General features: G+C 38.0%; 21 protein-coding genes. 4 read left to right on the top strand and 17 right to left on the bottom strand.

All coding sequences use genetic code 11. From position 1 onward, the window contains the following. Window positions 1-22: 22 nt before the first annotated feature. Entirely contained in the window at window positions 23-358 is a 336-nt protein-coding gene (locus tag BMF77_RS03240) for a XisI protein (protein ID WP_148760607.1), read from the bottom strand. Next, window positions 346-762 carry a XisH family protein gene (locus tag BMF77_RS03245; protein WP_148760609.1) on the bottom strand — a complete coding sequence of 139 codons (417 nt, stop codon included), beginning with the start codon at window positions 760-762 and terminating at the stop codon, window positions 346-348. The genes BMF77_RS03240 and BMF77_RS03245 overlap by 13 nt, the downstream gene beginning before the upstream one ends. Before the next feature lie 632 nt (window positions 763-1,394). Between BMF77_RS03245 and BMF77_RS03250 the strand changes: the two genes are divergently transcribed. From BMF77_RS03250 to BMF77_RS03260, 3 genes are all read left to right on the top strand, one after another. Next, window positions 1,395-2,561 carry a pyridoxal phosphate-dependent aminotransferase gene (locus BMF77_RS03250; protein WP_148760611.1) on the top strand — a complete coding sequence of 389 codons (1,167 nt, stop codon included), beginning with the start codon at window positions 1,395-1,397 and terminating at the stop codon, window positions 2,559-2,561. 374 nt (window positions 2,562-2,935) lie between these two features. Beyond that, window positions 2,936-4,702 carry an endonuclease gene (locus BMF77_RS03255; protein ID WP_246863056.1) on the top strand — a complete coding sequence of 589 codons (1,767 nt, stop codon included), beginning with the start codon at window positions 2,936-2,938 and terminating at the stop codon, window positions 4,700-4,702. A 125-nt stretch (window positions 4,703-4,827) separates the two neighbouring features. Next, window positions 4,828-5,106, top strand: coding sequence for a hypothetical protein (locus BMF77_RS03260; RefSeq protein ID WP_148760613.1), 279 nt, complete (start codon window positions 4,828-4,830; stop codon window positions 5,104-5,106). A 533-nt stretch (window positions 5,107-5,639) separates the two neighbouring features. Here BMF77_RS03260 and BMF77_RS03270 read toward each other — a convergent pair. The 8 genes from BMF77_RS03270 to BMF77_RS03305 all read right to left on the bottom strand — a co-directional run bounded on the left by BMF77_RS03270 (window position 5,640) and on the right by BMF77_RS03305 (window position 16,113). Continuing rightward, the gene (locus BMF77_RS03270; RefSeq protein WP_148760615.1) at window positions 5,640-6,896 is read right to left on the bottom strand and encodes a tetratricopeptide repeat protein; all 1,257 of its coding nucleotides are present in this window, start codon (window positions 6,894-6,896) and stop codon (window positions 5,640-5,642) included. Between the two features lie 121 nt (window positions 6,897-7,017). After that, entirely contained in the window at window positions 7,018-8,895 is a 1,878-nt protein-coding gene (gene uvrC, locus BMF77_RS03275) for an excinuclease ABC subunit UvrC (RefSeq protein ID WP_148760617.1), read from the bottom strand. Between the two features lie 269 nt (window positions 8,896-9,164). Next, window positions 9,165-10,793 (bottom strand): TAXI family TRAP transporter solute-binding subunit, encoded by a 1,629-nt coding sequence (locus BMF77_RS03280; protein ID WP_148760619.1) that lies wholly within the window; start codon window positions 10,791-10,793, stop codon window positions 9,165-9,167. Window positions 10,794-11,489: 696 nt separating this feature from the next. After that, window positions 11,490-12,245 carry a YebC/PmpR family DNA-binding transcriptional regulator gene (locus BMF77_RS03285; protein ID WP_148760622.1) on the bottom strand — a complete coding sequence of 252 codons (756 nt, stop codon included), beginning with the start codon at window positions 12,243-12,245 and terminating at the stop codon, window positions 11,490-11,492. A 118-nt stretch (window positions 12,246-12,363) separates the two neighbouring features. Further along, a complete protein-coding gene (locus BMF77_RS03290) occupies window positions 12,364-13,014 on the bottom strand; it encodes a Uma2 family endonuclease (RefSeq protein WP_148760624.1) in 651 nt (216 codons plus the stop codon). 37 nt (window positions 13,015-13,051) lie between these two features. Further along, window positions 13,052-14,077, bottom strand: coding sequence for a glucokinase (locus tag BMF77_RS03295; protein ID WP_148760626.1), 1,026 nt, complete (start codon window positions 14,075-14,077; stop codon window positions 13,052-13,054). A gap of 188 nt (window positions 14,078-14,265) precedes the next feature. After that, window positions 14,266-14,913 (bottom strand): histidine phosphatase family protein, encoded by a 648-nt coding sequence (locus tag BMF77_RS03300; protein WP_148760628.1) that lies wholly within the window; start codon window positions 14,911-14,913, stop codon window positions 14,266-14,268. Window positions 14,914-14,946: 33 nt separating this feature from the next. Beyond that, the gene (locus tag BMF77_RS03305) at window positions 14,947-16,113 is read right to left on the bottom strand and encodes a pyridoxal phosphate-dependent aminotransferase (protein ID WP_148760630.1); all 1,167 of its coding nucleotides are present in this window, start codon (window positions 16,111-16,113) and stop codon (window positions 14,947-14,949) included. A 496-nt stretch (window positions 16,114-16,609) separates the two neighbouring features. Between BMF77_RS03305 and gntT the strand changes: the two genes are divergently transcribed. Continuing rightward, window positions 16,610-18,067 carry a guanitoxin biosynthesis MATE family efflux transporter GntT gene (gene gntT, locus BMF77_RS03310; protein ID WP_148760632.1) on the top strand — a complete coding sequence of 486 codons (1,458 nt, stop codon included), beginning with the start codon at window positions 16,610-16,612 and terminating at the stop codon, window positions 18,065-18,067. Between the two features lie 83 nt (window positions 18,068-18,150). Here gntT and BMF77_RS03315 read toward each other — a convergent pair whose 3' ends face one another. The 7 genes from BMF77_RS03315 to pabB all read right to left on the bottom strand — a co-directional run bounded on the left by BMF77_RS03315 (window position 18,151) and on the right by pabB (window position 25,526). Further along, window positions 18,151-19,125 carry a hypothetical protein gene (locus BMF77_RS03315; RefSeq protein ID WP_148760634.1) on the bottom strand — a complete coding sequence of 325 codons (975 nt, stop codon included), beginning with the start codon at window positions 19,123-19,125 and terminating at the stop codon, window positions 18,151-18,153. A 28-nt stretch (window positions 19,126-19,153) separates the two neighbouring features. After that, window positions 19,154-20,170 carry a methyltransferase gene (locus BMF77_RS03320; RefSeq protein WP_148760636.1) on the bottom strand — a complete coding sequence of 339 codons (1,017 nt, stop codon included), beginning with the start codon at window positions 20,168-20,170 and terminating at the stop codon, window positions 19,154-19,156. 34 nt (window positions 20,171-20,204) lie between these two features. After that, on the bottom strand, window positions 20,205-21,635 hold the full coding sequence (locus BMF77_RS03325) for a GNAT family N-acetyltransferase (protein WP_148760638.1): 1,431 nt from the start codon (window positions 21,633-21,635) through the stop codon (window positions 20,205-20,207). Between the two features lie 80 nt (window positions 21,636-21,715). Continuing rightward, window positions 21,716-21,991 (bottom strand): chorismate mutase, encoded by a 276-nt coding sequence (locus tag BMF77_RS03330; RefSeq protein WP_148760640.1) that lies wholly within the window; start codon window positions 21,989-21,991, stop codon window positions 21,716-21,718. 69 nt (window positions 21,992-22,060) lie between these two features. Beyond that, the gene (locus BMF77_RS03335; RefSeq protein ID WP_148760642.1) at window positions 22,061-22,699 is read right to left on the bottom strand and encodes a cupin domain-containing protein; all 639 of its coding nucleotides are present in this window, start codon (window positions 22,697-22,699) and stop codon (window positions 22,061-22,063) included. Window positions 22,700-22,754: 55 nt separating this feature from the next. Next, a complete protein-coding gene (locus tag BMF77_RS03340) occupies window positions 22,755-23,333 on the bottom strand; it encodes a hypothetical protein (protein ID WP_148760644.1) in 579 nt (192 codons plus the stop codon). Window positions 23,334-23,336: 3 nt separating this feature from the next. Next, entirely contained in the window at window positions 23,337-25,526 is a 2,190-nt protein-coding gene (gene pabB / locus BMF77_RS03345; protein WP_148760646.1) for an aminodeoxychorismate synthase, read from the bottom strand. Between the last annotated feature and the right edge of the window lie 77 nt (window positions 25,527-25,603).

Consider the following 25,603-nt stretch of genomic DNA (forward strand, 5'->3'; position numbering starts at 1 on the left):
GGATTTACAGAACCAGCAAAAATTAAGCCACACCATAACCAGTATAAGGACGCTTATAGGGTGGTTGTAAACCAAAAACAATGTCCTCTTTTGGTACTCCCATATTCACAAGTTGTTCAGCTAAATCTGTTTCTGTCGTATTTTGCTGAATCCAGATTTTGTTATCTTTGATATCAAAATGAATCACACTATGATAAATCCGGGTTAAACCATTCCAACCGACACGGAATAATTGATAATGATCATGAATGGTATCAAAGATCAATTCATTATCTATTTCGTCATATTTAGGTTTAAACTGACTGTGTTCCTGGAGTATGGTTTGAATATATTGACGATAATTTTCTAAATTTGCCATTTGACAATTACCTCCATGATGGGATTATATACTATTATTTTAAGTTGATGTCTTGCTACTGCAATTTTAGCAAGTCGAGTTTGAAAGAAGGATTTATAAGTTTCTTCGGGAACTGCTAAATATAATACTCGTTGTGATTCTGTTTCTTCTAACATTATTTGATAATTGAGAAATTGTCCTAATGCTGTATGAAATTCACTTACTGCTGAGTTACTAGCAAAACTTTTAATTTCTACAGCAATCTTTTCTTCTCCTTTTTCCGCTGCAATTAATCTTTCTGCACCTAAATCAATTTTCAAGGTTGTATCTTCTAATTCTACCTCCAATGGATCATCGGTAATTAACCATTGTTCTTTTTCTAGTGCTGTTCTAACTGCTTGATGAAATAAATCTCTTGCTGACATAGTTATTTATGATTTAATTTATTTGTCAGAATCAGGATTTCCAGGATTTGAGGATTTACAGGATGTTATTGGATGATTGTTTTTTGGAAGTTGGGGATTTTTATTTGTCAGAATCAGGATTTCCAGGATTTGAGGATTTTCAGGATGTTATTGGATGATTTTTGGTGGGTATTTGAAGGTTTAACTCTCATGTTCTCAATTTTAATATTGATGATTACATATTCAATAAATATTCTTTAATAACTTAGAAATTTAAAAGATCATATTGTAAATCAAACATTTCAAAATAATATCCTGTTAATCCTTTAATCCTGGTTATCCTGATATGGCTACGCCACGCTTCGCTATCAGACAAATACAACTTTCATCACCAACAAACCATCTAAAAATTACCATCCTGTACATCCTTTAATCCTGGAAATCCTGATTCTGACAATCTCAAAAATTACTATATATGCGCGAACAGATTTCTACTCTTAACATAAGTGTAAACCAAATTTTTCGCCTTGTCAAGTCTGGAAGTAAATTAAATTGTCCATACCTGGGAGAGAAAAGAATTTAGAAAGGGCAAATATCGGATAGGATTCTGGGATATCCTTAGATAGATAGGATATTGGCGAAATTAAAGTAGAATGAAGCTGGCAGCAAGAGTAAGTCAGGTAACTCCCTCCATCACCTTAGCCATTGCAGCGAAAGCTAAGGCCATGAAAGCCGAGGGGATAGATGTTTGTAGTTTTAGCGCAGGTGAACCGGATTTTGACACGCCAGCGCATATCAAAGCCGCAGCCGCAAAGGCTTTGGATGAAGGTAAAACCAAGTATGGTCCCGCCGCTGGTGAACCAAAATTACGGGAAGCGATCGCCCACAAGCTAAAAAATGATAATGGTCTTAATTATAAGGCAGAGAATGTCCTTGTCACCAATGGCGGTAAGCATTCTCTGTATAATTTGATTGTGGCACTGATTGACCCAGGTGATGAGGTAATTATTCCCTCTCCCTACTGGTTAAGTTATCCCGAAATGGTGACATTAGTTGGTGGTAAGTCTGTGATTGTGGAAACAGATGCTTCCACTGGCTACAAAATCACCCCGGAACAGCTAAAAAAAGCTATTACCCCAAAAACCAAGTTATTTGTTCTTAACTCCCCTTCTAACCCCACAGGGATGGTATACACGCCAGGGGAAATTAAAGCCTTGGCGCAGGTAATAGTTGATGCAGATATCTATGTTGTGTCTGACGAGATTTACGAGAAGATTCTCTATGATGGTGCAGAACATATCAGCATTGGTTCTTTAGGTGAGGAAATTTTTTCTCGCACCTTAATTAGTAGCGGTTTCGCTAAAGGTTACTCAATGACCGGTTGGCGCTTGGGTTATTTAGCTGGACCTGTGGAAATTATCAAAGCCGCTAGTACCATTCAGGGACATAGTACATCAAATGTGTGTACTTTTGCTCAATATGGAGCGATCGCAGCTTTAGAAAGTTCCCAAGACTGTGTAGAGGAAATGCGTCAAGCTTTCGCTAAACGTCGTCAGGTAATGTTTGAAAGACTCAACGCTATTCCTGGTTTGAGTACCGCTAAACCAGACGGTGCATTTTACCTCTTCCCTGATATCAGCAAAACCGGCTTGAAATCCCTGGAATTTTGTGATGCTTTATTAGCAGAACATCAAGTTGCAGTTATTCCCGGTGTTGCTTTCGGCGCTGATAAAAATATTCGTCTTTCCTACGCTACGGATATGACCACAATTGAAAAGGGAATGGATAGATTAGAGAAATTCGTGCGTTCTCGAATTTAGCTTAAACAGTAGAAGCCCCTCACCTACCCGATAGGGAGGTGATGAGATGAATACGCGTGAGCATCATTCGTAATTGCGAATTACAAACAAGCAAGTTGAAAACCCCGAAACTCAAGACTCAAAACTTTTGAGTTTTGAGTTTTAAGTATCAGTTAATCTTTGTCAAATAAATACTAAATATAAGCAAAGGATAGATTTTATAAAGAAAGGATAGATTTTATAAGGAAAGAATAGATTTTATAAGGAAAGAATAGATTTTATAAGGAAAGGATAAATTTTATAAGGAAAGGATAGATTTTTTAGGGAAAGGATAGATTTTTTAGGGAAAGGATAGAGAAGAGTAAAAAACTCTCCCTCAGAATAGCTGAAATTGCTTGAATAACTATACCAGAGCAGAAATGATGCGTGAAATCCAATCTCTACTGATAAGTTTTTTAGTGATGTTTCTCATAACCTTCAACCTAAACGTTCTGCCTGTCGAGGCACAGGCTGCGGTTGAACGATTAACAATCGGTTCATTTAATGTGGAAAATCTCGACCCCTCAGATAATCTGCGGTTCAAGCAAATCGCCAAAATTATTGTCAATGACCTTAATGCTCCTGATATTTTAGCCCTGATAGAAGTCCAGGACGATAATGGGAAGATCGATGACACCGTAACAACCGCCAACCTCACTTACAAAACCCTAACCACAGCCATTAAAACTGAGGGTGGCCCAGTCTATCAATTCTCTGATATCTCACCTGTAGATGATTTAGACGGTGGTGAGCCTGGAGGTAACATTCGGGTTGGTTATATTTATAATCCGGCAAAAGTCAGCCTCGCTCAGGGACAAAGCGGAGGATCTCAAGATGCGGTTGAAGTAATTTTAAAAAACGGGTCAGTCTCATTGTCACGTAATCCCAGTCGGATTCAACCCAACAGCCCAGCATTCGAGAATAGCCGCAAACCATTAGCAGGAGAGTTCGTCGTTGGTAATAAGAAAGTCTTTATCATTGCGAATCACTTCGTATCGAAAAGTAATAACAATAACAAAGAATCTCAGCGGATTCAACAAGCCCAGATTGTCGAAGATTTTGTCAGCCAAATCCTAGCAAAGGACAGCCAAAGTAACATTGTTGTGGTGGGGGACTTAAACGATGGACCAAATTCAACGACGCTAAGAACTTTGACTGATAGAACATTGGTTAACCTACCAGTTAAATTGTTGCCGCCTGATGATGCTTATTCATATATCTTTCAGGGACGGAAACAATTGATTGACTACATTTTAGTCAATCAACAACTCGCTCAAACTAATCCGAGGATCCGTATTGCTCACGTTAATGCGAATCAACCGAGAAACAGCAGAGCTAGTGACCACGACCCATTAGTTGCCACAATTAATCTTACATCTGGTCAAAATCCTGGAGCAAACCCCATTGTCATCCCAAGTGGAACATCGAGCAATATATTTCCATCTTTGAAAGGTCTGAGTTTGCAGGAGGAGATTCGTCAAAGTTATTCGCCCACTCGAACTATTGGTTATGGAGCCGCTAGAGATAAGATGTTTGGTGATATTGACAATCAAAATGGCAAAGTAATCGATATTTATGGTGGGCGAGTCATCACCTTAGACGATGGGAATGACCCCAGTCAAGCAGCCGGAAGTCAAGGTTTTAACACCGAGCACTCCTGGCCACAAAGTAAGGGGGCAGGGCAAGAGCCTCAAAGGAGTGATTTACACCATTTGTTCCCTTCAGATGCTAAAATCAATGGTGAGCGAGGCAACAAAGTTTTTGCAGAGATACCCGACGATAAAACTAAGAAATGGTTGAAAGGAGATATTTCTCAAACAAATAAGCCTACTGCAAGTATCAATGAATTTAGTGAATCTACCAATAGTTTGTTCGAGCCAAGAGAATCGGTAAAGGGAGATCTTGCCAGAGCAGTATTCTACTTTTATACAATTCACAAATCTCAAGCTGATGACAGTTACTTTGCTGAACAAAAGCAAACTTTATGTAATTGGAATAAACTAGACCCACCTTCAAGCACAGAGATAGCCAGAAGCAATTCTATTGCTGCACTACAAGGGAATGAAAACCCTTTTGTGATTGATGCGACATTACCCGAACGGGCTTATTGCAATCTTACGTAACTAAGAGGAAGCCAAACTGGCTGGATCAGCCAGCCAGTCTATATTAAGATGTACTCTTACGCTATAAATTCTAAGAATTTTGAAGAGAACTGTCAATCAATCATCTCAGCTTTTAAGAGAAAAATATGACTGTACAAACTATTGACAATATGGACAAACTGAATCAAGAGTCGAGCGAACAATTTAGAGGCAAGTGGAGTGTCATTAGAGAAAAAAAAGGGAAAATATCTAGTTCTAGAATATTGCTATTGCTATGGGGTATAGGTCTGTTCGTAGTCTGGAGTTTTGTGAGTTTAGTCAACCGAAATATTGCAGAGATCCCAGAATCAGTTGTTACTGTTCTTGGGATACTTTCTGGTAGCAAGGTTGTACAAAGATTTGGAGAAAACATCGATAAAGACTGAAATTTCTATGGGAAAAACACTTCATTATGAGCATTTCCTATCTTTATTCCCCAGCAATTTACCATGGCACTGGCTATTTTCAATAACAACAGTGTTACACCATATTCATATAATTGTTCTAGTAATCTTCCTATTCTACTATAGCGGTATGCACTTAGGTGAGATCTAGTTATTAAATTGCAAACTCTGTAGGGGCGGAGAAACCCCGCCCTTAATTGTATTTCATCCGACCGAGAACCGCTATAATCAAGAGATTATCAATACTCAAGAAATATATCAAGTTAATGACAAAGATAGAACCCACATTCCGCACCCCCCAGTGTCACAATCGGTAATTTCGGATTTTTGAATACATTTAATGATAATTTTGATACAAAACTGTCGAAATCTTAGGTGGCTATCGCCAATCTCAAATCCCCAAACGACCATTTTTCGTTGTGTGACAGTTTAGGGTGCGGAAGGTGGGATAGAATCTGGTATAGAATCTATGCAAGAAATGATCAAGTTCTATTTGTTAAAAAAGTAACCTAAAATCAAAATAAACCCATTTCCTTTAAACCCTGATGAAGTCTTTGTGCTTCTTCAGGGTTGTTTAATTCATGGAGAGAAATGGCATATTCAAAAGCTTCTAAACTACCTTGAACATCGCCAATTTTCAACAGTACAACCCCTAAATTTTGATAAGCTTCTGCATAATCAGGATTCAAATTAATGGCGTTATTATAGGCATCAATAGCTTCAGCAAATAATCCCATGGCTTTACATACCATCCCTAAATTATAATAACCAGTTACAAAATTAGGATCAATTTTTATGGCTGTTTCATAAGCAATTTTTGCTTCTGAAAAATTCCCCATATTTTTGAATAAATTCCCTAAATTATTATATCCTCCTAATTTTAAAAGCGGATAAATAGGCAATTTTACCGCAGCTTGATAATGAGAAATGGCTGAGGGCAAATTTTTTAAATTTGTATAAGCAATTCCTAAATGGTAATGCAATTCATACAAAATATCATAATTTATATCTTCATCAAAAGCAACTTCAACTTTTTGTGACTGCGAATATTTGAATTTACTTAATGGTTTTTTATCTTCATTAACCTGATTACCAATAATTTGATTTAATCCATGATTCAATAACTCCATACCTTCATTAATCTTCCCCATTTGCATATACAAAGCCCCCAACTTACTACAAACATAAGCATCATCAGGATGATTTGCAAAAAACTCTGCCATTGCGGCTGCGGCTTTAGCAGATTTATTTTGCTCATTAATCACAGCTTTTTGATAACCAGTATGGAGAATTGCTACCCCTGGTAAATAACCTATTTCCCAATTTGCTTCTTTGGCTAAAATTGCCATGACACTATCATCAATTAAAGCATGATAAGGACGATCAAAATAGATATCTGGATGATGACGAAATAATCGAGAAACGAGAGAATAAGGTGATTGTGTTGAACCAACTTCTTGACGCACCAGATTAATAACTAAATATTCTTCTTTGCTAATAGCTGATTTAATTAGGGGGATAATTTCTGATGTCAAACTTTCATCAGCATCTAAAACTAAAATCCAATCACCTGTTACATACTTTAACGCTTCATTTCGAGCCGAACTAAAGTTATTATTCCAGGTAAAATAATGGACTTTAGCCCCAAATTGTTGAGCGATTTGAGTTGTTTTATCAGTTGAACCCGTATCAAGAACTACAATTTCATCAACAAAATCTTTAACACTTCCTAGACATTTTGGTAAGGTAGTTTCTTCATTTCTTACAATCATACAGAGACTGATTTTCATCTGGTAACACTATGGTATTTACAAATTTGGTTTTATTGAACATTATAATAGTCAGAATTCAGATCCCTGACTTCTTAGAGAAGTCAGGGATCTTTAAACTAGTTTAAACAGGATGGAAATAATCATAAATCTCTTGCGCTAACCGTGAACCAATTCCGGGAACTTCAGTTAATTGTGTAGTTGTAGCTTGACGAATATAATCAAGGGAGCGAAAATGCGCTAATAACAACTTTTGCCGATTTTGTCCTAAACCGGGAATTTCATCTAAATGCGATCGCTTGAGTTTATCACTTCTTTGCTGCCGATGAAAACTCACAGCAAATCTATGGGCTTCATCTCGTAATCTTCTTAATAACTGGACTCCTGGCTGTTCTGAGTCCGTTTCTAAAGGTTTTGATGAGTGGGGTAAAAAGATTTCCTCTCGCTTTTTTGCTAAACTGACAACCCGCAAATCTGCGAATAGATTCATTTCCGTTAAAATACCCACAACAGCAGATAATTGACCTTTACCACCATCAATCATCATTAAATCAGGCCAGTCAGCATTACCCAATCTTGCTAATTTGGGATCTTCAATATATTTACGAAACCGTCTATTAATAACTTCTGATAAACTGGCAAAATCATCGGAATGACCAATTTTAATATCAGGATTTTTAATTTTATAATGTCGGTAATGTTGTTTAGCTGGTAAACCATCAATAAAAACTACTTGCGAACCTACCGCATTAGTTCCTTGAATATGAGAAATATCATAACCTTCAATGCGTTTGGGTAAATCTGGTAAGTCGAGAATAGCAGCTAAATCTTGGGTTGCTTGCAGATTACTATCTCCCAATTTTTGCATTCTCTGTAATTCATATTGGGCATTTTTTTCCACCATTTCTATTAATTCTGCTTTACTTTGTCGCAAAGGGTTGGAAATTGTGACTTTTCTGCCTTTGCGTTCTGTCAAAATATCAGATAAGATCTCACTATCTGGTAAATCATGTTGTACTAAAATTTCGCTAGGAATTTCCACACTTTCCGCTGTTTGATAATGTTCCTCTAAAACTCGTTGTAAAATTGCTCCCGGTTCAGCGTGAGATTCAGCAACAAAAGCCAAACGGCCAACTAATTGACCAGCGCGAATTTGGAATAATTGAATATAGGCGTGTTGGTCATCGGCAGCTAAAGCGATCGCATCCCGTGATACTGTATCATCAGGTAAGGATACCTTTTGGGCTGCATTGAGGGATTTTAATGCTCCAATTTGATCACGAATTTTTGCCGCAGTTTCAAAATTCAATTCTTCCGCCGCAGTTTCCATTTGTGCTGTTAAAATATCAATTAGTTCCTGCGTTCTGCCTTGAAAAACCATCGCTACTTTTTGGACAATTTTCGCATATTCAACCGGGGAAACTAATTTTTGACAAACTCCAGGACAACGACCAATATCATAATTTAAACAGGGACGATCTTTAAATAAAGGTTGTGGTCTTTGTCGTAAAGGGAAAATCTTTTTACACAAATGGACAATTTCTCGTAATAACCCGGAATCTGTATAAGGACCGTAATATTTATCTTTGGCTTTTCCTAATTGACGTTTGCGGGTAATGAAAATACGCGGATATTCATCTGACCAAGTAATACACAGGTAAGGGTATTTTTTATCATCTTTGAGTAAAACGTTAAAATATGGCTGATGCTGCTTAATTAAATTGGCTTCTAGTGCTAATGCTTCAGCTTCAGTATCAGTGACAATAAATTCAATTTCTGTCACCAACTTGACCATTGTGTTAATGCGTTCAGTCTTGTTAGTGGAGTCCCGGAAATAAGAACGGACACGAGAACGTAATTTACGAGATTTACCTATATATATTAAGCGATCGCTGCCATCCCGCAACAAATAGACCCCCGGTTCTGGGGGAATTTCTCCCAGCCGATTTTCTAACCGTTCTGGGTTTTTATACAGTGGTAATATTTGTTCAGATCTAGTCACGGATGTATTTTACATAACTTTATAGTTTACCCATATTGATTTTAAACCATAAATTAAAAATACCCAGATCCCCGACTTCTTTTTTATTTTTGCAATAAATTATGAATTGATCCAGGAATTCGGGGATATTGATTAGTATTAAGTAGGTTGGCGTTGAAAATTGTCGTTATAGCAAGGCAATAGGCAAGAGGCAAGAGTAAAGAAGTTTTCAGCGATTTTACGTTTCTTTACACAGTTTGGTTTTATTGTGTTCACCTACTTATCAAAAGTTAATTTAATGATTGGTTCTTACTTTCGATAGAATCTCTGGTGGCTTTATATGCTTCAATAAAAGTCCGGAATGATTCTTGAGAAATATTTTCTAAGACTAAATCACTAACTACCTGCTCAAGAATTGTATCTAACTTTTGTTGAACTATTGTACTTTGATTTTGTTGTCCATATCGTAATAGTTTTACCACGATTTTTATATATTTAGCTGCATTTTCTCTTTGGATTTTTTCAATTGCTTGTTGAGCGATTTGTTTATCCCTTTCTATGGCTTCTTTAGTATTTTTATAAGCCTCGTTAAATGTCCGAAAAGACTCTTGGGAAATTCTTTCATCAATCAAAGATTTTGCAGCTTCATCAAAGGTTTTGTCAAGTTTTCTTTGTCTATCTCCAATCTGATATTGTCCTGCTTTCATTAAACTAATGGCTGATTTAATATATTCATCAGCTTCATCTTTTTTACTCTTCTCAATCCATAATTTGAGTTGACGAATCCATTGAAATGCTAATAAAAGAATTGTCAATAATAACCCGATATAATCTGCGTATTCCTGAATAAAAGATGGTTTATCTTTGTCATAAAAAGCCGCAGCCCCAGGATGTAAGAAAATATCAACACCACTATTTTCTTTAGGAGGACTAATACTAGAAATCAAAGGTTTAACTTCAGCATGATCTAGAGGAATTTCATTAGCTATTTCTTGACGATTTTCATAAATTGTCTGAATTAATTTTCTGATAATATTGGCATCTACTTGATCATTTGCTAATAGTAGTCTTGATATTGCTACTGTAGGTAAATTAGTATTAGGAACAGGAAAATGGCCTCTATATGCACCTTGAGGAATTATCGCAGATTCAAAAGCAGGTTGCTTGATTTTCATTGCTTCTGCTTGAGGAATTGATATTAATTTTCCTTGATAATTATTGACAAGATTAGCAATGGACTTATTACCTATAGCCCGAACTCGAAATACAGCATCAGCTTTATTTTCCCGAAAATCTTTATCTGCAAACCGATCATTATAACCAGGAATAGGCTTACCATTACTATCTAAACCTGTAATCTTAAAGTCTTTTTCACTTAAACCAAAATGCTTTGCTACTGTTAAAAAAGACTGATATTGTCCACCGGTAGCAGCTAAAGCAATAGTCTTGCCTTTAAGTTGTGTAAATTGATTGATTTGAGGATTTTTTACAACTAACTGAAAAGTATCTTTATACAATAAAGTTACTGTTCTTATATTCGCTTTTAACTGAGAACTTACATTACCAATTTCCTCAGCAGCAACATCTACTTGAGCCATTGCTAACTGAGCTTTTCCTGTTGATAACATTTCTATATTTTGAGTTGTTCCTCTAGTTTCTTCTACTTGAATTTGGATATTAGTTCTCCTTTCAATTACCTTTTTAATAGCTTCACTGATAATATAACTTTCTCCTGTTTTATCTCCAGCCGCTAGAGTCAGGTGAGGTGGTGTGAGATAATTAACAATATTCCCAACAATGATCACAACCGTACCAAAACTAGCAAACCCAAGTCCTAAAAAAATTAGCCTAGAGAAAGGATCTAGAACTAAAAAAAATTGCAAAAAGTTGGTTTGATGATTGTTTTTAGCTGTTGACATATATGCAAAATAGTGTATTTACCAAGGATTAGATACATACTTTTATACAATAACAGAGATTGATATTCCAGATTTTATAGTATTTTTTTCACTATCCAGTGGTAAAACTGCTGAAAATAATCTTTTTACCACTAATTGCTGACCGCTGATAGCTGCTATATCATAATCGTAGACAAGTAAATACACTCCATAGGAAGATGCAGAGAAATAAAAGTAGATTTACATTAATCCTGGTGTGTCGAATAACTGCTTTTTATGAGGGTTTAGTATGAAGCTAAACCTTTTTTTATAAGGGAAATGCCGAAAACCCTTGAAGATGTAGCTGAGTTAGGAAGCTACATCTGTGCTTTAGACAAGGGATGAAGGCTAGAGGCTTTCCTTTATCCTGCATTGACATTAATTTAAAAATTTGAACTAAGTTCAAATTTTAATCCATATTCGTGAGACAATTAAATTGTCAGCAAAGACATTAAAAACCTACCGGGGGACTCTCGGAAAGTTACGCTTGTCAGTTCGGCTTCGCTCACCGCAAGCAGAGATGATTCTGCCAGTCATGGCAAACAGGATCAGGGCAAGAACCCAAATATTTAAGGAACCCTGCCTGAAGCTGGGATAACTGAGAGATATAGACTGAAACTCTCTATAGAATCCCCGCGTCTTTAGACCGGAGAGTGTCAAGAAATTTAAGGTTTAGCCCTAATTCATCATTAATTCCATTAAACCATCAGCCATGTCAAAATTAGCTGTCACATTTTGAACATCATCTAACCCTTCTAGTGTATCAATTAATTTAAGAAGAGATTTAGCCTGATCTACATCTGTAACTTCTACCTGATTACCAGGAAGCCAACGTAATTCTATATCTGTGACTTTAAAACCTTTTGCTGGCAATGTTTGGCTAAGTTTCTCTAAATTCGCTATTTCTGTAAATACTTCAACTGTTTTCTCGGCAATGATTTCATAAGACTGGGCATTTCCTTCTAAGGAAGCTTCTAAAAGCTGTTCTTCATCAATTACACCCTCAACTACACAAACTCCTTTTTGGGAAAACATCCAACTTACACAACCTGTTTCTCCCAAGTTTCCGCCATTTTTGCTAAAAGAGACGCGCAAATCCGCCGCAGTCCGATTCCGGTTATCTGTGAGGGCTTCAATTAAAATTGCGACACCACCAGGACCATAACCTTCATAGCGAATTTCTTCGAGGATGTTGTTATCACTGAAAGTACCTGCACCTTTAGCTACTGCCCTATCAATATTATCATTAGGAATGCCCGCAGCTTTGGCTTTATCAATGGCTGTGCGGAGTTGAAAATTACCTGCTGGATCTGGTATACCGTTTCTTGCCGCAACAATTATTGCCCGTGATAGTTGGGTAAATATACTTCCCCTTCTGGCATCTACTACGGCTTTCTGACGTTTAATATTTGCCCATTTACTATGTCCTGCCATAATTAAAAAAAATATTTATTCCCTATTCAAACATAAAATATCTAGGAATTATACATTATCTTTGAAAAATTCTCAGTAGTGTATGGTAAACATTGCCCACCCTACCTATAGTTTTTATTTAGATGTGCTGAAATTGGCTTAACAACCAAGCACAAACTTGACTATGATCCATTTGTCGAGTTTTTCTTAATGCTTCATTTAGTAGAGAAATTTGTAACCCTGGTAATACTTGAGATTCACCAATTCTTTTACTGCCACCATTTTCAATCATAAAAGGGATAACCTGGACATTCTGCACATCGAGTACCCAATATTCGGCTACACCTAAATCTTCATACATCAGGCGTTTTTCCCCTTGATCATCAGCTAGGGAACTACTCGCAACTTCAATTACTAAATCTGGTATGGGATAAATATCTAAATTAACAATGGAAGTTCCATAGGGAATAGCATTTGCTTTTTCAGCAATGTAATAAGAAACATCTGGTTGGACTTCTTGAAATCCTATTTTTCTGTATGTACAATTATCTTTGCTATTAAACTTAATTTCCTTCATAGTCGCAAATAGATTAACAGCAAAAATAATAATACTATGGTCGCTGGCATGATCATTTCCAATTGGTGGCATTTCTATCCTCATTTTTCCATTGTGATAATAGCCTTTGGCTTTTTGATGGGCATAATTTTCAGTAACTTGAATATATTCATCCCAAGTTGCTGTTATCCAAGTGTTAGTTAGTAATTGGGTTGACACTTCAGTGATTATCATCTTTTGGTACTCCTGAATATTTCACTGTTCTTGCTATTTATAACCTAGAGGCAGACAAAGCTGCACCAATTAATCCAACCTGTTGATTAAGAATTATATGCACGGGTATTTCTTCCAGTAAAGAACCCATTCTCCCTTTTTGGGTAAAATTCGTGAGGAAACTACCATTTTGCATTAAAGGGAGGATTTTGGGAGCGATACCACCAGCAATGTATAATCCGCCATAGGGGAGGAGTTTGAGGGCTAGATTGCCGGCTTCGGCACCGTAGGCTTCTACAAATAATTGCATGGTTTGTTCGGAAAGGCGATCGCTTTTTTCCAGCGCCGCACTCCCAATAAATGCCCCAGGATCAATGGTTTTTTCGGCTTTTCCGGCTTCTTGTTCCCAAGTTCTGACTGCTTGGGCAATTTCTGCTGATTCGGTGGCTATTTTCCTATCTCGTAAAAATTGGTAAATGGAGGTAATTCCTAACCCGGAAACCACTCTTTCTACAGAAACTCGTTGAATATTATGTTTATCTACCAGATATTTCAACAGTTGAAATTCTAACTCATTCCGGGGGGCAAAATCTGCGTGTCCACCCTCGGAAGGAAAGACTTGATATTGATTTTCCTGTTTAATCAAAAATCCCTGGCCTAATCCAGTTCCTGCACCGATTACAGCCATTGGTGCTGCTGGTTGATATTTACCAACTTGTAAAGTTAGTAAATCCTGTTTTGTTAACCCAAAAATGCCATAACCAACAGCCGCAAAGTCATTAATTAGGGAAATTGACAAAATACCCAATTCTTGAGTTAACCGATTTGTATCGAGAAACCAGGCTAAATTGGTCAACTTGGCGGTGTTTTCTACTACTGGTCCAGCGATCGCAAAACAAGCCTTTTCTGGTGTGCTAGAATTAGCTGTACTCAAAAACTTTTGCACTATAGGAACTAAATCAGGAAAATCTCCACTGCGGAAACTTTCCTCATACAGAGTTTTTAACTCTAGTGTTTCCGAAAGTTCCACCAAACGCAAAATAGTTTTTGTTCCGCCTATGTCTCCGGCCAGTAGCAATGTCATAAAATTTATCAGTTAGTAAGTTACTTTTGCCCAGTTGTAGCGATATGCACTTGAATGAGATACAGAATCTACAGTAAAAGCCATAAGTTAAAAGTCTCTTAACTCCTGACTCCTGACTCGGTGACTCCTGACTCGGTGACTCCTGCTATAGCGTCAGTGGCGATTTAGAGAAAATCCCCATTAAATATTTACACAAATCGCACCAATTCTTCAATTTTTGTCAAATGGGATGTATCTCCCTTTAGTTCTAGCAACCATTCTGAATCTTGACGGACAACTTTTACCAAAGAACATAGAGAAGCTTTGACTTCATTTTTGGCTATGTCACCCACAAATCCCATTGCTGCACCCAAGACAGACGCGCCATGTGCCACCAATAGGATATCATGGGGGAAGAATTCAGTAGACAGACATCTGGCAGTTTGCGCCGAACGTTCCCGCACTTTTTCATGAGTTTCCGGGTATTTTGCGGCTATACGTGATGTGTAACTGGTATCAATTCTGGGAAATAATTTGACTAAAACTGAAGTTGAGAGTTTTTCGGGTTCTTCAGTCATCCATTCGGGGTTAAGCCATTCACTCAAACCTATTTCTAGTTTAATAGATAAATCCAAAACTTCAGCGATCGCATTCGCAGTTTGGATAGTTCGCAAAAATGGAGAAGCAAAAATATGGGTGATTCTTTCCCCTTTGAGTCGTTTTGCTAACTGCTGCGCCTGAATCATACCATCATCGGACAAAGGTGGATCATACCGTCTTTCGGCGGTCAGAAACCAATCGGGATATACGAAATCAAGGCGGTTAGCGTGTCTTGCTATCCAAACTATTTGACTCATGGAGAAATACAAGTGTTAATTTTTGTTATGCGATTATAATACGATAGTTTGCAAACCTTTGACTAATCTTTCTATACCTGCTTTAGCTGTATCTGCTGGTAACGCACCATAAGCAACCCGCAAATAACAGCCATCTTCCATCCCAAAGGTTGTTCCCGGAATTACCGCTATTTTATATTCTTGAATCAGTTTTTTCACTAATTCCAAATCGTTCATTCTTGTATGCACTTTTATGAAAAAGTAAAATGCACCATTAGCGGGTGTAATTGTACATAAATTTTCCAGAGATTGCAATGCGTTAATTACTATTTCTCGAACTTTAGCAATTGTCCCAATATTATCTTTTAAATAATCATCTTTTGCTTGTAAAGCCCCCAAAGCTGCATATTGAGAAACCACAGGTGGACAAATCAAAATAGTATCTTGGACTTTTTTCACAGCAATTAATAAATGTTGAGGAATTACCATATAACCAATTCGCCAACTAGCAAAACCATAAGCTTTCGACAAACTAAAAAGAGAAATTGTATATTGATTACTGCCCGTAAATGCCCCCGGAGAAATATGTTTTACATGATCATAAGTAAAATATTCATAAGCTTCATCACTAATATGATAAATTCCCCTTTCTCGACAAATTTCATTAACTTGTTTTAATGCTGTTTCTGAATAAACAACACCTGTAGGATTATTCGGAGAAATCGTCACTACCGCACGGGTTTTATCTGTAATTGCGGCGGCTATGGCTTCAGGAATTAATTGATAATTTGCATCTGTGGCAACTAATACCGGATGACAACCTGCCATTTTAATCGCCATTTCATGATTGAAATAGTAGGGAGTGTTCAAGATAATTTCATCACCAGGAGAAGTAATTGCTAAAATAGCATTTATAAACCCCATATTGCTACCTGCTGTCACCACAATAGCATTTTCTTCATTGATATCAATATCATTAAATATTGATAACTTTGCCGTTAAAGCTGTTAATAATTCAGGAATCCCGACAACAGCTTGATAAAGATGATTTTTAGGTTCAGCAAGGAACTTTGGTAATAATTCCATTGCTGTATCTGGTGGTTGATAGTGAACCACACCTTGTCCTAAAGAAATTGTTCCTGGAGAGTTTTTTATTAATTCTCCCACCACCGGAATAATTGGCGATTGAATCGCTTCCATTCGTGATAATTTATAATTCATAACTCTTAAAAATGTATATGTAGGATTCTATTCCAGAGTATCACCATTTATCTAATTTTTTAAAGTAAGTAGGTGAACACAATAAAACCAAACTGTGTAAGAGGATGTTTGAAAAGTGGTATTCCGTAATTTTCATCACATTGCTACCCCCCTTTCCCCTTGTAAAAGGGGAAACAATAAAAATCCAGTTCCCTCCCCTTGTAAAGGGGAGGGTTAGGGTGGGGTAAAAAATATTTGATACATTAACCATAACTTTTCAAACACCCTCTAAGGGGAGATATACTGAAAACGGTTCATAGTTTAACCAAATATGAAACCCCTCTGGTAAACCTCTCCCCGCAACGGGGAGAGGCTTTGAACTTGTTCTTTGTATGATAAAAAAGTCCAGCTTCCAGCCGTTTTGAGTATAGAGGATGAAGACAAGTAGAGGGAGCAGAGGAGGAATAGAACCATTACCCGTTAAAATATCTTTGACAGACTACTACTTACTTAAAAAATGAACCCGACACTCAAGAGCGAGTATGATTTCATACCTCGCTATTTCCAGTTAGCTCTAGCCAACGTCCTATCGAATATTATGATCCCGGTAGCTAATTTAGTCAGTGTCATATTTTTGGGTCATCTTGAAGAAATCAACAACTTCGCCGGAGTCATCCTCGCTGGCAACTTGCTCAACTTTCTCTACTTCGTTTTACTCTTTTTACGAATGGGGACTACTGGAGTCACAGCGCAAGCGGTTGGACGAGATGATAGGGAAGAAATGTTATTGATAGGATTGCGTAATGGTTTAGTAGCTCTGGTGCTGGGTATTGCCCTCATACTTTTACAATACCCTTTGGGAGAGATTGGGTTTACCATCCTCAATGTCCCCCTAGAAATCAAATCTTCAGGTCTTGCCTATTTCAACACCCAAATTTGGGGAGCGCCTGCGGTTTTGCTCAATTTTGTTCTGATAGGTTGGTTTCTAGGGCGAGAAAAAAATGGCTTAGTTGTGCTGTTATCAGTAGTTGGTAATGGTGTGAAAATTGGACTTGACTATCTGTTTATTATCAACTTAGGGTGGGAAAGTATGGGAGCAGGAGTTTCTTCTGCTGCCAGCCAATATATATTGTTGTTGGTAGGATTGATATTTTTTTGTAGAGAATTCCAGTGGTTGGAAGTGATATCTGTAGCGTTTAAAATATGGGACATCTCAGCTATAAAATCTAACTTAACTCTCAATGGCAACATCTTTATTAGCAATTTAGTTCTTCTGTTTATCTCCTTAACATTTAGTTATCAAGGATTACAGATGGGAATGCTAGTTTACGCACAGAATTCTTTGTTGTGGCAGATAATCAGCTTTAATACATATTTTATTGAAGGAATCGGATTCGGTACGGAAAGTTTGGTCGGAAACTTTAAAGGAAAAGGAGATTCACACCAGTTAGCACCTCTAGTTAGTTTTTCTGTCTTAACTGCTCTGATTGTAGGAATATTTTTCGGTGGAATATGTATATTATTTCCCGATAGTGTTTTTAGATTATTCACTAACCACACCGAAATCATCTCTAAGATAGATACTTTTGTTCCCTGGTTGGTACTGGCCTTGGTACTTAGTTCTATAGATTTTACACTGGAAGGATACTTCTTAGGTTTAGCACAAGGACATACCCTCCGTAATGTTAGCTTAGTCGCTCTTTTTATCGGATTTGCACCTGTGAATTTTGCTGCCGTTAAGTTTTCCAGTAACCATATCTTGTGGTTGAGTCTATCTTTGTTCTATGCAATAAGAACGATGATGTTTGTGGTAAAGTTGCCCAGTACATTTAGAAATGATCTTGATAAGATTAGTGCTACTCTCCCGGCTTTAGAAGCAAATCCCCTGTTGACTTTAGCTTTTGGAGAAACTCGTGAACAAATAATGGTGGAAAAGTTGGGAGTAGGGGAAGATGTTGAAAACAGGCGCATATAGCAACTATTATTCCTGAACAATCTGCTCTTCATACTCCCCCCAATTATTGAGGAGAATATAAATCGCACTTGTTTATATTTCGGTCAATGCCTGCCCAATAATCCTAATCCAAATTTATAGGCACATTCGTCTAAGGCATTTAACAGATAGCCCCCCTCCTGGACTAAACAAAGTGGTATAGATGCTTGGGTGAGAATCTGACCAATTTCCTCGAAAATAGCAGGTGGTAGATGCCAACCGCCATGAGGATCATTGATAATAATGTCATAGCCAACAGAAACAACCATAGCTACACAACCAAATTCAATTTTGGACTTTTTAACTAGCTGCTTAACTTCAGCTAAAAATTCCTCTGAACTAGGTGAATGGGAAAAAGGAATGAAAGTTTGACTATCATTAGCTGGTTGAACTTCTTTGTAAGGATAACTAAGGATTGTGGAACTGTGAATAGAACCGAAGCAAACATCTGGTCGTGATGCTAATAAAGCAGCAGAACCATTGCCAAAATGAAAGTCAATATCAATCAATCCTACTGGACCTATTCCCGATTCCAGAAGTGTAACTACAGCCGCAACTGCATTATTTAAAAAGCAATATCCTCCTAACCAACCAGGCCCAGCATGGTGTCCGGGAGGTCTACACAAAGCATAGGACAAAGAAGCACCATTGACAATTTTCTGTGCGGCGGCGATCGCAGTTCTAGCCCCTTCACGAGACAAGTCGTAGACTCCGGCAAATAGAGGAGTATCTGCGGCAATTCCCTGGTCAACAAACGGATAATCAAACAGTAAATCTTCTCCTACCAATGCTCCATTCCAATGAGCTAAAAAATCAAGATAGGACTGTTCATGAATTTGTTGGAGAATGTTATCAAGATAGCGATCGCTAACCTCAGCCGTGGAAAAATTGCATTCAGGAAGACGCTGTAGACCTTGAATAATCCTCTGGCTACGTTCTTCAACTTCTTGTCCAGCCTTGTTTCCCTCAGAAGTCACAATGATAGGAGATGCTCCTTGCATTTCTCTTTGTAAGATCACCTCCAGCGACAAATTACTCATACAATCACCTCCCGCATTTCAAAATTTATCAAACACGTACCAGTTCCATCAGGCTCAGGGGCTTTTCTGGAGAGAAAATATTCACTAATTCAAAACCTGATTTTCGGAAAATAGCCTTAAATTCTGCCTGGGTACGCACTAGTCCATGTCCCATACACATCGGATATAAATCTTCCCATTTACTCCAATGGTACTGATTGTCAACGGGAATTACTGGATCGATAACAAGCAGTTTGCCATTTTTAGGCATAGCATAGTTAATGTTTTCCAAAAATTTGACTATACTATCATCATCCCAATCAATCATGATATATGACATAAGATAAATATCACCCCCACTAGGAATGGACTTAAACATATCTCCACCGACTACTTCACATCGTTCATCTACTCCCTCCGCTTTCAGAAACTTAACGGCATCAAAAACTGTCTCAGGCATATCAAAAAGGAGTCCTTGTAAGTGGGGATTATGCTTGAGAATGGCAGAAATAATTAGACCTTGACCGCCTGCTATATCTACGACTTTGCCAACTTTAGAAAAATCATAAGATTTAAGAAGTTGGATTTGACAGTTTTGAGCAATACCAAACATTGATTGACTAAAAATCAAATTAGGTTCAGTATTTTTTTCTAAATACTGCCAGTAATTGTTAACCGAATAAACTGATTTGATAGCTGGCTCACCTGTTTTGACAGTATGGTACATATCTCCAAAAACACGCCAACGCCACTCGTCAATATTAGTTATAGCCAAATATTTTAAAGAGTAAGGATTATCACTTTGAAGATATTCAGCTAGCGGAGTAAGAGCAAAATGACGTGGTTCAACCTCATGGAAAACCCCTACGGTACTAAGACATCGAAGGATGCGATAGAGGGAGGGAGCATGACTTTCAGTAGCTTGTGCCAACTCTTCAACACTTTTTGCTCCTTCTGCCAACAAGTCAGCAATGCTCAACTTCGCAGCAATCCCCAAAGCCTGACTAATCCAAGATGCACAAGTTAACTTGAAAAAATCATCAGGACGTATATCTGTAGTCATCATGTCGCTCCTTATTACTTTAATTGACTTTCACGGGTTATATTGTTATGCTAGATCCAAGGAGTTTCCGCATTCTAGGACCGAAATCTTCAAAGCCACTCTTTTGATAAAAATGGTGGGTATTAGAAAATCTGGGGAATTCATGGGTTGGCAAACATACTTCTAAACGAGAAATTCCCTGTTCATGAGCATAGGTTTCCACAGCTTGAATCAGATTTTCACCGATATTTTGACTGCGATGATCTGGATGAACCCATAGTTCCTGAATCAGTACAAATTGACCTGCTACATGAATCGCTTCTTGCACAGTTAAAGTAATCAAACCAAGGATAGAATCATTGTCTCCTTCTGGATTAGCAATGAAAATAGCACCAGGATATTTCCCTTCAATTACACGCTGACAAATTGCTGTGGCTTCAGCAGGAAGTTGAAATTCTGGAATACCTTTTAATTCTGCTAACAGAGAACCAATACCTGCAAGGACAGCAGGAACGTCAGCCAATTCAGCAGAACGAATCTGGTATGCTTGTTGAGAAATAGCCTTGGGTGTGGACTTTTGTAAAACCGTTCCTGATAGCCAACGAGATGCCATTTCATCTTCTGGGTTATTCAGCATTTCCTGGAAACGCTCTTGCAGCAGTTGGGTAACAGGTCCAGGAAATTGGCTACCGATAATCTGTCTATCTACCGCAGAAACAGGACGGATCTCATGATAAGTTCCGCTCACAAATACTTCATCTGCCACCATTAAATCGCCCAAAGGCAGAGGTACTTCTCTGACAGGGATATTCAATCTATTTGCAAACTCAATCACTAAACGCCTTGTGACTCCATCAATACTTTGAGGAAGAATAGGAGTATATAAAACAGAGTTTTTGACGATGAAAATATTTGCTCCTGTCATTTCGCAGATAGTTCCATCTGGATTTAACATCAGATTACCGTCAAATCCCATTTTTTTAGCATTGCGATCAGCCGCAGCTTCCACAGCATAGAAGCCACTAATTTTACCTCTAGCGAGGGTAGAACCGGCTTCGGGACGACGGATATGACTAATGCCTAAAGTCAATGGTGGTAAAAATCCTGAACTGTCAGAACGCCAAGCCATAACCAATGCAGCCGAAGGGAATGGGGAAGGATCTAACCCCAAACAATTGCCGTTTGGATATACTAGCAAACGCACATATCCCTGTTGTAAATTGTTCGCACTTACGGCTTGCCACAATGCTTTGATAATTGCTTCGGGTTCCACAGGGGACAATCCCAAAGATAACATTGACAATCGTAATCGGTTGAGATGTAAATCTAATCCTAATATCTTTGAGCCATTGACAGTGGGATAAAGTCGAAATGCTTCAAAGGCAGCAGTTCCAAAATTGAGGGCATGATTATCTACTGGCAAACGTGCTAATTCAGTAGGTACGATGCGTCCATCAAGGTAAGTCCAAGAGCAAAATTCTAAGGCCATATAACAATCCTAAATTAAATGAGTTGTGAATAGTTGTGAAAAATTAAACTTATGAGATGTTGCTGAAAAATCAGCAGTAGTTAACCATCTATAATCTCATCTTCCATACGGCAAGTTTCTTGAATGATGACGCTGTATAATGCGACCATAAAATCTCCATCTAACCCATACTGCATAGCCAATTCTCGACGACGCTGTTTCACAGCTTCCACTCGTTCGGGTTGCATCATCGCAATTCCGTGTTGCTTTTTAAAGTTAGCCACCCGTTGACAAATTTCAAATCGCTTGGCTAATGCCTCAACAATCTGAGAATCTACAGCATCAATTTCTGCTCTAAAACCTTCCAATCCACTCATTTTCAGATTCCCAAATTTTCTTACCAATCTTCTCATTTATTAGCATCAATTTTCTTAGAAGTTGGGTATCTATAGTGAAACCTTAACTAAAGAAATCGTTTGATCTGAAGTGTTATACCCACTATGGTAAATACCTGGGGGAGCATGGTAAATGCTACCATATTCTAAAAGTTTTTCTTCTTCACCTACTTTCATCATGATTTGCTCATTAATAATAATGCCAATTTCGTTTTTGGTACTTGCATAAGTGGGTAATTTTTCGTGTGCGGGAATTTCTAAAACGGCTATTTGAAACCATGAACAAATGCCGAAATTACCAGAAAAACCTGTAGCTTTATCTATGGTAGACCGTAGTTTGAGAATAGGTTCATCAATATTTTTATCTATTTGAGATGATCCTATTAGGTACTTTATTTCCACTCCTAGCACGGTTTCTTGAGAAAGAATTGTAGAACCATGAGGAACATTAGAACCTGCGATATAGACCTGCTGAAATGGCTCTAAAATTGCTTTTTTTTCATTAACATTGATTTCCACTGAACCCGAAAAAAGCATACCCATTTGGCTTTCTGGATGTTGATGAGGTTCAAAAATTGCTCCTGGTGAGATATTAGCTAGTTGAATAACTATTTCTTGACAACGAAAAAGTGTCAACTCTAAATCTGGGCGCGGCTTGATAGTTTGAGGAACTGGGAAAAATGTTGACATTTTCTAATTATGTAAATTGATATAAATGGGAAGAGAATCAGACACCAGAAAGTTCTCATTGGAAAAGTTGAGGATTTTTGATCCCAATAACTCCCTGCTGTCTATTTTGTTGACGACCATATACGAGCCAAGCTGTTTGGACAGAGCCAATAACTTCATCAACTACTAATACATCAGGATTTTCTTCAGCAAATTGTAAAGCTGCAATACCGCTATCATACTTACCCGCCAGCAAGTTCTGACCCACCACAGGTTTCGCCGTTTCATGGATAAAAGTTGAGTAGCGTTCTGTATTGACATAAGCCCGTGTAGCAGGCATTAATCCCAGACTGCGGGGATGTTCTACATCACGACGAGTTAGGAGTCCCATAGCACGGGTTGGACATAAGAAGCTATCAATCACGAATACTTCCCGAAAGTATTTTTCTGTTAATTCATAAACTTTAGGATGAGCAGAGTTTTGGATAATGAAGTCAACTTTACCATCATGTAGTAACTCCAGTGCGTCTAACAGATCATTGAACAGTTCTATTTTGGCATTAGCCACTTCTTGAAACTCAATATAAGATTGAGTCGCTAATTCATGGCAAGTTCCAACAGGTCCAAGAGTTGCAAAAATTAGTTGTTTATTCATTGCTTATACACCTACTTTTTCATAGCCATCAGAAGTTGTTGTTTTTATTCCCTGGATAGAGTATTGATCGGGATCAATAACTCCACAATTTGTAATCATCATTGCCTGAATCAATGCTTTAGCTTTCAGCATGATTTCTTCAAACTCCATCTGGGGATCAGAAAGTGCTACAATACCACCACCAACACCAATGGAAGTTTGTTCGGCCGTCATCACAGCAGTACGAATAACAATATTCAAATCGGCTGAACCATTTAATCCTAAAAAGCCAATAGACCCAGAGTAAACTCCCCGCGCTTCTTGCTCTAATTTATCAATAATTTCCAGGGTTCTAATCTTAGGTGCGCCCGTCATAGAACCCCCAGGAAAGGCGTTACGAATGCAGTCTACAGCACTCATATTAGCGCGTAATTGACCACGAATTGTTGTCACCAATTGATGTACTGTAGCGTAGGTTTCCACAGCCATTAATTTGGGAACATGAACAGTACCCACAGCACAAACCCGTCCCAGATCATTTCTCAGTAAATCCACAATCATCAGATTTTCCGCTCGATCTTTTTCGCTATTTTGCAAGTGATCGCGTAGAATAAAATCTTCTTCAGGTGTTTTTCCTCGTGGTAGAGTTCCCTTGATGGGTTTTGTTTCCACCCAACCTTGGCGATCAATTTGCAGAAATCGCTCTGGAGATGAACAGGCAATTCCCACATCACCAAAGCGCAAAAATGCCGCATAAGGAGCAGGATTGATCTGACGTAATGAACGATAGAATTCCAGAGGATCTGCTGTTGTGTCTGTGTGAATCTGGTTTGTTAAACAAACTTGATAAGTTTCTCCTTCATGAATTTCTTGCAAACATTTTTTAATATCATCAAGATAAGTATTTTCAGATCTGCTTAATCGAAAAATAACAGGTGTTTCTTTCTTCTTAGGAACAACAGGCGACAGCGGGGGAAGATGATCAATTTGGTATTTGATCGTTTCAAACCAATCTTCTGCGGAGGCTGTTTGTCCCTGCTGAATTAGACAAAGCAGATAAATAGTTTGCTCTTGGTGATCAATTGCAATCATCCGATCTGCTAACAAAAATATGGCATCAGGTAAGGTAGAAGAGTGATTCAATTTCCCTCCACATTGTGCCTTTAATTCATAGCCAAAATAACCCACGAACCCACAATTGAAATCAAAAGGTAAATCATCAGATGGGCAATGTCGCCGTTCAATTTCCCGCTGGAGATAATCAAAAATCCCCTCTGTTTTGAAACTGACAGTATCGGACTGTGTAATTGTCAGTTCCTGCCCTTGCGTCCGATAATGGATTAGGAGACTGTTTTCACCACTGTTATCTCCCATGAAAGAAAAGCGAGAAAGACCAGGTTCAACCCGACTGCTATCTAACCAAAATGCACTGGCTGATTTACTAAACAAATGTACAAACATCTGTTCTGTATCGGGACACAGTTCGGCTTCGCTCACTGTAAACAAATTCAATTTGCGCGTACAAAGTTCAAATTCCTGTTGCTGTTTTTTGTTAGTAGAATTTGTGGGTAAAGTCTCATTCCCGTTATTTCCTGTCCAATAATGTTTTTTCGGACTTTTATCTCGTTCCTGGGCAAATTTTTGGGTAATCTCTTTAAAATTCTCAAACAAAGTATGTCCATACTCAGTACAGATGGACTCTGGATGAAACTGCACACCCCACATTGGTAAAGAGCGATGGCGCATTCCCATGATCAGGTTGTCCTCTGTCCACGCTGTTTTTTCTAAACAGTCCGGTAGGTCATCTGCAACCAGCAAAGAATGGTAGCGCACCACAGAAAAAGGAGAAGGTATTCCCGCAAACAAATCAGTAGCAGTATGATAAACCTCACTGAGCCGACCATGTCGAACTTCAGGCGCGTGAATAACTTTTCCTCCATAGCTAAATCCTAGTCCCTGATGTCCCAAGCAAACGCCTAGAAGTGGTACTTGGGCATTTTCAATCATTTGACGACAAATACCAAAATCTTTTGATTTTTCTGGACGACCAGGACCTGGTGAAATCACGATGTTATCAAATTCCCACTGTTTGAGTTCATCCCATATAACTTGATCGTTACAAATCACAGTGGGATACTCTCCATTGACTTCTGCAATCAATTGGTAAAGGTTAAAAGTATAAGAATCGTAGTTGTCAATAATCAGGGTTTTCATGTTTAAATCCTCTTAATTAACTCGTCAAAAGGGCTAAAGTCCAACTACATATAAAAGTTTGATAGGTTTCCAGCAAT

The sequence above is a fragment of the Dolichospermum sp. UHCC 0315A genome, from assembly GCF_008121535.1.
GTDB classification, from domain to species: domain Bacteria; phylum Cyanobacteriota; class Cyanobacteriia; order Cyanobacteriales; family Nostocaceae; genus Dolichospermum; species Dolichospermum lemmermannii.

What these genes read in the sequence shown, in the direction of transcription:
- BMF77_RS03290 (WP_148760624.1), bottom strand. Translation starts at nt 13,014, where the DNA reads ATGATAATCACTGAAGTGTCAACCCAATTACTAACTAACACTTGGATA.
- BMF77_RS03245 (WP_148760609.1), bottom strand. Translation starts at nt 762, where the DNA reads ATGTCAGCAAGAGATTTATTTCATCAAGCAGTTAGAACAGCACTAGAA.
- BMF77_RS03325 (WP_148760638.1), bottom strand. Translation starts at nt 21,635, where the DNA reads ATGGCCTTAGAATTTTGCTCTTGGACTTACCTTGATGGACGCATCGTA.
- BMF77_RS03280 (WP_148760619.1), bottom strand. Translation starts at nt 10,793, where the DNA reads ATGTCAACAGCTAAAAACAATCATCAAACCAACTTTTTGCAATTTTTT.
- BMF77_RS03305 (WP_148760630.1), bottom strand. Translation starts at nt 16,113, where the DNA reads ATGAATTATAAATTATCACGAATGGAAGCGATTCAATCGCCAATTATT.
- BMF77_RS03330 (WP_148760640.1), bottom strand. Translation starts at nt 21,991, where the DNA reads ATGAGTGGATTGGAAGGTTTTAGAGCAGAAATTGATGCTGTAGATTCT.
- BMF77_RS03270 (WP_148760615.1), bottom strand. Translation starts at nt 6,896, where the DNA reads ATGATTGTAAGAAATGAAGAAACTACCTTACCAAAATGTCTAGGAAGT.
- BMF77_RS03320 (WP_148760636.1), bottom strand. Translation starts at nt 20,170, where the DNA reads ATGATGACTACAGATATACGTCCTGATGATTTTTTCAAGTTAACTTGT.
- BMF77_RS03295 (WP_148760626.1), bottom strand. Translation starts at nt 14,077, where the DNA reads ATGACATTGCTACTGGCCGGAGACATAGGCGGAACAAAAACTATTTTG.
- gntT (WP_148760632.1), top strand. Translation starts at nt 16,610, where the DNA reads ATGAACCCGACACTCAAGAGCGAGTATGATTTCATACCTCGCTATTTC.
- BMF77_RS03335 (WP_148760642.1), bottom strand. Translation starts at nt 22,699, where the DNA reads ATGTCAACATTTTTCCCAGTTCCTCAAACTATCAAGCCGCGCCCAGAT.
- BMF77_RS03315 (WP_148760634.1), bottom strand. Translation starts at nt 19,125, where the DNA reads ATGAGTAATTTGTCGCTGGAGGTGATCTTACAAAGAGAAATGCAAGGA.
- pabB (WP_148760646.1), bottom strand. Translation starts at nt 25,526, where the DNA reads ATGAAAACCCTGATTATTGACAACTACGATTCTTATACTTTTAACCTT.
- BMF77_RS03260 (WP_148760613.1), top strand. Translation starts at nt 4,828, where the DNA reads ATGACTGTACAAACTATTGACAATATGGACAAACTGAATCAAGAGTCG.
- BMF77_RS03300 (WP_148760628.1), bottom strand. Translation starts at nt 14,913, where the DNA reads ATGAGTCAAATAGTTTGGATAGCAAGACACGCTAACCGCCTTGATTTC.
- BMF77_RS03240 (WP_148760607.1), bottom strand. Translation starts at nt 358, where the DNA reads ATGGCAAATTTAGAAAATTATCGTCAATATATTCAAACCATACTCCAG.
- BMF77_RS03250 (WP_148760611.1), top strand. Translation starts at nt 1,395, where the DNA reads ATGAAGCTGGCAGCAAGAGTAAGTCAGGTAACTCCCTCCATCACCTTA.
- BMF77_RS03340 (WP_148760644.1), bottom strand. Translation starts at nt 23,333, where the DNA reads ATGAATAAACAACTAATTTTTGCAACTCTTGGACCTGTTGGAACTTGC.
- BMF77_RS03285 (WP_148760622.1), bottom strand. Translation starts at nt 12,245, where the DNA reads ATGGCAGGACATAGTAAATGGGCAAATATTAAACGTCAGAAAGCCGTA.